The sequence below is a fragment of the uncultured Dialister sp. genome (genome assembly GCF_937959425.1).
Lineage (GTDB): Bacteria > Bacillota > Negativicutes > Veillonellales > Dialisteraceae > Dialister.
This window is the reverse complement of sequence record NZ_CALGPS010000223.1, coordinates 1-6,818: the sequence shown is the minus strand read 5'-3', so window position 1 is coordinate 6,818 and position 6,818 is coordinate 1. Positions and strand designations below refer to the sequence as shown.

The window sequence follows — 6,818 nt, the reverse complement described above, 5'->3', positions numbered from 1 at the left end:
CGCAGCCGGATAGGGGGTGGCCACCGGAGGTGGCCAATTCAGCAGAATGTTTAGCGCGATTTATGCGGCAGGAGTCTCATTCCGTAACGCTGACTTCATAATCATTGCCGCGCAGCGGCAATCCACAACCCTCGGGCCAGGGAGCCCGTCAAACCTAAGAACCCTCTGAACCCTCTGAACCCTCACGCCAAAGGCGTGTCCACAGGCCCGCCCCCTTTGGTGCTGACGCACCACCTTCCCCCCACACAAGTGGGGGGACAATAAATGGGGTGGGGAACCCTCTGAACCCCTTATATAGATATGTTATAATAAGAAATGACTTTATGCGAAATTCCGATTTCCTGTAGAAATCCTGCTGATTTCTGCTTTTGGCAGAAGGAGGAACTATGAAGAAGAAACTGGTTATTATTGATGGCAGCAGTCTTTTGTACCGCGCCTTTTTTGCCCTGCCGCCGACCATGACGTCTCCGGAGGGAGTACCTACCAATGCGGTGTATGGTTTCCTCCGCATGCTTTTGGGGCTGTACCGGGACCTGGATCCGGAGTACATGGCAGTCACCTTTGATAAGGACCGCCATACCTTCCGCACGGAAATGTTTCAGGACTACAAAGCCACCAGAAAGCCGGCGCCGCCGGAGCTGATTCCCCAGTTTGACCTGATTCTGGATGTGCTCTCCGTACTGGGGGTGGCGGTGTACAGCATTCCCGGCTACGAGGGGGATGACATTCTGGGCACCCTTTCCGCCCGGTATGAGAAGGAGCTTCCGGTGGATATCGTTACCGGCGACAGGGATGCGCTGCAGCTTTCCAGCAGCCGCACCACGGTGCTCCTTACCCAGAAGGGCATTACCAATATGGCTGTCATGACACCGGAGACCATTTTTGAAAAATACCATATTACCCCTTCCCAGGTCATTGATATGAAGGCCCTTATGGGGGATACGGCGGACAATATTCCCGGAGTCCCCGGCATTGGTGAGAAGACGGCTCTGGGCCTTCTGACGGAGTATAAGGACCTGGACAATCTCTATGCCCATGTAGATGAAATCAAGGGTGCCAGGGGAAAGAAGCTCACTGCCCATAAGGACATGGCCTATCTTTCCTACAAACTGGCCACCATCAAGCGGGATGTGCCTCTGGATACGAAACTGGAAGATATGAAGCAGCCGGTCCATTTTGCGGAAATGAAGGAGCTTTTCGGAAAACTGGGCATCAACCTGCTGAAGCAGTTTGCGGAGCTCCCCCGTTTCCGGGAGCTGTCCCAGGTGAAGAAGGAGGAAAGTGAAGAAATTCTTCCACCTGTGGAAATCTGGGATTCGTCCGTTTCCTTCAAGGGAAAGGTGGTGGGCCTCTGGGCCCATCTCACCGGCAGGGCGCCCTTCCTGAAAGCGGAAGGCCTGGTGGCTGCTGCTGACGGCCATGCATGGCTTCTGGAAAAGGAAAGCTATGAAAAGGCGTCGAAAGCGCTGGAGGAAGCAGAGGCTGTGGTGACAGAGGACAGCAAAGCTGTCATTGAGTCCGATTTCCCCTGCGGAAACATGCCCTTCTTTGATGTCACCCTGGCGGCCTATCTTTTGGATCCCACCCGCGTGACCTATCCCCTGTCCTACCTGGCCGGACTTTTCGGGAAACCGGTCATTTACCCCGACGATTTGGATGATATGAAGGAAAAGGGCTGCTGCATCAGCCTCTTCCTCTCCTCTCTTTATGAGGAGGCGGTGAAGAAACTGGAAGAAAACGGTGTGCTTTCCCTTTTCCGCAAGGTAGAACAGCCCCTGGTGCCGGTGCTGGCAGCCATGGAAAAGGCGGGCATTGCCACGGACCAGGAAAAATGGCGATTGGTGAAGGGAGAAATGGAAAAGGAAGAGCGTCTTCTGGTGAAGGATATTTACACCGAAGCAGGAGAAGCCTTCAATATCAATTCCCCAAAGCAGCTGGGCCATATTCTCTTTGAAAAAATGGGTATGCCTGCAGGAAAAAAGACGAAAACCGGCTATTCCACCGCCGCCGATGTGCTGGAAGAACTGGCCCTGTCCTATCCCATGGTGAAGAACATCCTCCGTTACCGCAGTCTTTCCAAGCTGGTTTCCACCTATCTGGAAGCCCTGCCCCAGCTGATTAACCCGGATACGGGGCGGATTCATACGTCCTTTAACCAGACTGTAACCGCCACAGGACGCCTTTCCAGCTCCGACCCGAACCTGCAGAACATTCCGGTGCGTACGGAAGAAGGAAAGAAAATCCGCTCCCTCTTCGTACCGGGAGAAGGGTACGACTGCTTCATTTCCTCCGACTACTCCCAGGTAGAACTCCGGGTACTGGCCCATATGTCCGGCGATGAAAGCCTCATCAAAGCCTTTGTTAATAAGGAAGACATCCACCGGAGAACGGCGGCGGAAGTACTGGGCATTCCCTTTGAAGACGTAACGCCGGAACAGCGCTCCCATGCCAAGGCAGTCAACTTCGGCATTATCTACGGCATCAGCGACTTCGGTCTGGCCAAGCAGCTGGGCATTCCCCGGAAACAGGCGGCTGACTACATCGAAGCCTATTTCAAGCGCTATCCCAGTATCCACGATTTCATGCATTCCATGGTGGAAAAGGCAAAGGAAACGGGCCGCGCCGTCACCCTCTTCGGACGGTACAGGGAACTGCCGGACATCAACAGCAAAAACTTCAACCGCCGCTCCTTTGCCGAACGCACCGCCATGAACACCCCCATCCAGGGCACGGCGGCGGACATCATGAAAATGGCCATGATTGAAGTCTATAAAAAGATGAAACAGGGCGGCTATAAGAGCCGCGTCCTCCTCCAGGTCCACGACGAACTGGTGGCGGAAGTGGTGAATGAAGAAAAAGAAGAAATTGCCAATCTTCTGAAAAACACTATGGAATCGGTGGTAAGCCTTAAAGTACCCCTGGTGGCTGATGTAAACGAAGGAAAAAACTGGGCGGAAACGAAGTAGGGGGGGACTAGTGTACTGGTGTACTAGTGGGCTAGTGTTCTAGTGTTCTAGTTTACCAGTTTACTAGCCCACTAGCTCACTAGCTCACTAGCCCACTAGAGAACATTTTATAAAAAAGGAAGTACCATGTATCGTATCGGATTAACCGGAGGCGTAGGCAGCGGCAAAAGCACTGTGTCCTCCTATATGCATGAACTTGGCATCCCTGTCATTGATGGCGACAAGCTGGCCCGGGAAGCGGTGATTCCCGGCAGCCGGGCCATGGCGGAGATGAGGAAGGCCTTCGGGCCCCATATATTTCTTCCTGACGGAAGCCTTGACCGGCTGAAGATGGGGGAAATCGTTTTTAATGATGAAGAAAAAAGGCAGAAGCTGAACAGCATTATCCATCCCTTTATCTGGTACCGTACCAGGGAAGAGCTGATCCGGGCCCAGGACGAAGGCTTTCCGGTGGTGGTGCTGGATATGCCGCTTCTTCTGGAAATCAGCTGGCAGCTTCGTGTGGAAGAGGTTTGGCTGGTGGAGGTGCCTCTGGAAGTACAGATTGCCCGGGTGATTTCCCGGGACGGCTTTACCAGGGAGCAGGTGATGGAGCGCATCGGCAAGCAGATGCCCACCATGAATAAGATGAATTATGCGGACGTGATTATCGACAACAGCCGCTCGGTGGAAGATACCAGGCGGCAGGTGAGGGAAGCGCTGAAGCATGTACCGGGATTTCAATTTCCCAAAGGAATGGAAGCATGAGAATCGCATTGAAACGCAGAAAAAAAGAGGTACAGCGGCACCAGGGAAACACCGGCGCTATGGTGTTTACTCTTTTTGCTGCGCTTCTCTGCGTACTGACCCTCCTCCTTACGGACCATGTCCGCTTTTTAAAACCTACGGAGGAAGTGTCCCATATCATCGTCCAGTGCGCGGAGGAAGAGCAGATTTCCCCAAGCCTTCTGGAAGCGGTGATACTGACGGAAAGCAAATTCAATGAAAAGGCGGTGTCCCATGTAGGAGCGGTGGGCATGATGCAGCTCATGCCGGAAACAGCTCACTGGATCTCCGAGCAGAGCGGGCTGCCGTCGGACAATCTGGCCAGTCCGGAGCAGAATATTCCTCTGGGGGCCTGGTACCTGAATTACCTTCTGGGGCAGTACCATAATAACGAGGTCTTTGCCCTGGCTGCCTACAACGCAGGCCGCGGCAATGTGGACGAGTGGATTGAAAAGAACCACTGGCCGGAAGGCTTTTCCGACATGGACAAGATTCCTTTCCCTGAAACCAGGGAATTTGTGAAATCCGTAGTTTCCGCCAGAGACAGGCTGGAAGCGGAAAAGAAGGGAAAATAAATGGGAAAAGAAGATAAGCTGGAACAGGAACGGGCGGAAAGACGGCAGAAGTTCCTGGACTGGGATATAGAAAAAGAGCTGCCCACGGATATTGAAGGGTACAAACTGAAACGGCTGGACAAACAGGAAGGGCGCATTTATTTTGCCTTCTGCTGGGAAAACGAAGAAAACGGCTGGCAGGTACGTGCCCTTTTTGACGAGGAAACCATGGACTACATGGTGAAAACGGACATCCGCATGATGACCCTGACGGAAATCGAACTCATTACCGGTGATTTCGAAGAATTCAAAAGAAATATGAAACTTCTGACGCCGAAATATATAGCCAAAGAATTCATCCACCGGGAGAACGTGTCCGTACTGGTACGGGGAAAAGGATTCATGGTGTGGGACTACACACCCTTCTTCCCGCCGGTTCTGGGCCACTACCGGCGGATTATCGAGCCCCACCGCCCCCTTCTGGGCCTCAACGGCTCCTACATCATTGCCTCCTATGAATGCAGGGAAAAAGAGACGGGCATCCTCTTTTTCTACAACGTTTACAGAGATGAATACTATGGAGAACTGAGAGCCAAGGGGATTCCCGGTATTATTCACCAGTACGATGCCAAAACCATTCCGGACCTGGAAGAAACCATCCGGACCCATCTGGAAAAAGACCTGAAAGACCTTTATGAAAATCCGGAAATTCCGGACTGATTTATATTCCAGGAAAGCGGTGTCTGACCTGGCGGGGAAAAGGGGAGTTGCCATGAAAAGCACGGAAGAAATAGTGATGGAGTATGTACGGCAGCTGGAGGAAATGGAAGAGAAGCTGTCCAGGCTGATGGATGAAAACAGCATGCTGAAGGGAAGGCTGGAAGAGGCAAGGAAGGCAGGTACGCCGGTGGATTCGGAACTTCTGGCCTCAGGAAAGGAAAAAGACCTCTATCCCGGCGAAAGACATGAAATCCTTATGGACGTGCTGAAATCTGCCCGGAAGGATATCAAAAAAGGCACCCGCCGGGCGGATGTCATAGACGACCTTATCGCTGCCAATCCCGTAAGCGGCGAACCGAAAAGGCGGGCTGAAGCGGTGAAAGCAGTCCTCAAGGGCTACCGCGGACTGGACGATAATATCAAGAGAAAACTGGCTGCCCTGGGCATCGAAGCCAATGAAAAGCACCGGAAGCACTACCTTCTCAAATACTACGGCGACCCCAGGTACTTCGTCACCATGACCGCAACCGGCAGCGATGCCGGACGGGGCGGCATGAACCTGGCCAGCGACATGATTCGGAATTTTTTCTGAGGTGAAATCATGAAAATTCTTATCTTCGGCATGGGCGGCATAGGAAGCTTCGTCGGCGGCGCCCTGGCCAGGGCAGGAGCGGACGTTTATTTCTATGTTCGCGGAAAGAAACTGGAAGCCATCCAAAAGAAAGGCCTTCACGTAACATCCGAAATTTTAGGTGATTTCACCGTCCGTCCCCAAGGCATGGGGCAGGACGGGAAAGCCTTTGGAAAAATGGACGTGATTATCCTTGCATGCAAAGGAAACGGCCTGGCACAAGCCTGCCGGGACATGGCTCCCATGATAGATAAAGAAACGGTGGTGCTGCCCCTTTTAAACGGCGTCCTGGTTTCGGACCTCATGGCACCCCTTCTTCCGCCCTGCCATATAGCAGACGGCACCATCCGCGTATTCAGCCACATGGAAGAGCCGGGCCACGTGGTGCAGACCGCAGGCAGCGGGAAAATCGTCATGGGCATGAAAGACGGCAGAAATCCGCCGGCCCTCTGCGAACTGGAGGGCATTCTTAGAAATGCAGGCATCCCCGCCGAAGTGACCGATAACATCTGCCTGGACAGCTGGGAAAAATATGCCCTCATGGGCACCAACAGCGCCCTCTTCTGCCGCTGTGACGGACCCGCCGGCAAAGTGAGGAAACTGGAAAACTACAGAGAACTGGCAGGGGAAGCGGTGGGCGAAGTGATTGCCGTGGCCAAAGCCTACGGCGTCATCTTCCCCGAAAACTATAAAAAAGACTACCTGGCCCTCTTTGACTCCCTCCCCGAAGACACCATCACCTCCCTCTACCGGGACCTGAAGGACGGGAAAAAAGCGGAAGATACGGAAACAGAAATGATTCTGGGAAGAATGGTAAAAATGGGAAAGGAAAAGGGAGTGGAAACACCCTGCTTTAAAGAAGCCTGGGAAAGGGCACGGGGGCTAAGAGGATAGAGGATAGAAGATAGAATGCAGATGGGCCTCATATCGTCATTTCGACGAAAGGGGAGTGGAGAAATCTCCCCGCAGAATGCGGCTATCGGCTGTCGGCTGTCGGCTGTCGGCTTTGGTGGGCGCCCTTTTGGAAATATGGGGGCGCCAGTATGATAAAACCTTCACAACCGCCCTGACGGGCGATGGAAAAGCAGCACCCCCTTTGGTGGCTGGCGCCACCACCTTTCCCCCTGTTCAGGGCAATGCTATTGCGTTAAGGCATCGACCGAAAAAAAGTTGTCATTTTGA

At 53.2% G+C, this 6,818-nt stretch carries 6 protein-coding genes; all 6 read left to right on the top strand.

Going from position 1 to position 6,818, the window contains the following annotated elements; genetic code table 11:
* Positions 1–386: 386 nt before the first annotated feature.
* Positions 387–2,966 carry a DNA polymerase I gene (gene polA / locus Q0482_RS09405; RefSeq protein ID WP_299145749.1) on the top strand — a complete coding sequence of 860 codons (2,580 nt, stop codon included), beginning with the start codon at positions 387–389 and terminating at the stop codon, positions 2,964–2,966.
* A gap of 126 nt (positions 2,967–3,092) precedes the next feature.
* Positions 3,093–3,713 (top strand): dephospho-CoA kinase, encoded by a 621-nt coding sequence (coaE, locus tag Q0482_RS09400; RefSeq protein WP_299145747.1) that lies wholly within the window; start codon positions 3,093–3,095, stop codon positions 3,711–3,713.
* Positions 3,710–4,306, top strand: coding sequence for a lytic transglycosylase domain-containing protein (locus Q0482_RS09395; RefSeq protein WP_299145746.1), 597 nt, complete (start codon positions 3,710–3,712; stop codon positions 4,304–4,306). The genes coaE and Q0482_RS09395 overlap by 4 nt, the downstream gene beginning before the upstream one ends.
* A complete protein-coding gene (locus Q0482_RS09390) occupies positions 4,307–5,005 on the top strand; it encodes a hypothetical protein (RefSeq protein WP_299145745.1) in 699 nt (232 codons plus the stop codon). It abuts the gene before it with no gap.
* Positions 4,980–5,597: a hypothetical protein gene (locus tag Q0482_RS09385; RefSeq protein WP_299145743.1), complete on the top strand. Its 618-nt coding sequence runs from the start codon at positions 4,980–4,982 to the stop codon at positions 5,595–5,597. The genes Q0482_RS09390 and Q0482_RS09385 overlap by 26 nt, the downstream gene beginning before the upstream one ends.
* A 9-nt stretch (positions 5,598–5,606) precedes the next feature.
* Entirely contained in the window at positions 5,607–6,530 is a 924-nt protein-coding gene (locus Q0482_RS09380) for a 2-dehydropantoate 2-reductase (protein ID WP_299145742.1), read from the top strand.
* Positions 6,531–6,818 lie beyond the last annotated feature (288 nt).

What these genes read in the sequence shown, in the direction of transcription:
- Q0482_RS09395 (WP_299145746.1), top strand. Translation starts at nt 3,710, where the DNA reads ATGAGAATCGCATTGAAACGCAGAAAAAAAGAGGTACAGCGGCACCAG.
- coaE (WP_299145747.1), top strand. Translation starts at nt 3,093, where the DNA reads ATGTATCGTATCGGATTAACCGGAGGCGTAGGCAGCGGCAAAAGCACT.
- Q0482_RS09380 (WP_299145742.1), top strand. Translation starts at nt 5,607, where the DNA reads ATGAAAATTCTTATCTTCGGCATGGGCGGCATAGGAAGCTTCGTCGGC.
- Q0482_RS09385 (WP_299145743.1), top strand. Translation starts at nt 4,980, where the DNA reads ATGAAAATCCGGAAATTCCGGACTGATTTATATTCCAGGAAAGCGGTG.
- polA (WP_299145749.1), top strand. Translation starts at nt 387, where the DNA reads ATGAAGAAGAAACTGGTTATTATTGATGGCAGCAGTCTTTTGTACCGC.
- Q0482_RS09390 (WP_299145745.1), top strand. Translation starts at nt 4,307, where the DNA reads ATGGGAAAAGAAGATAAGCTGGAACAGGAACGGGCGGAAAGACGGCAG.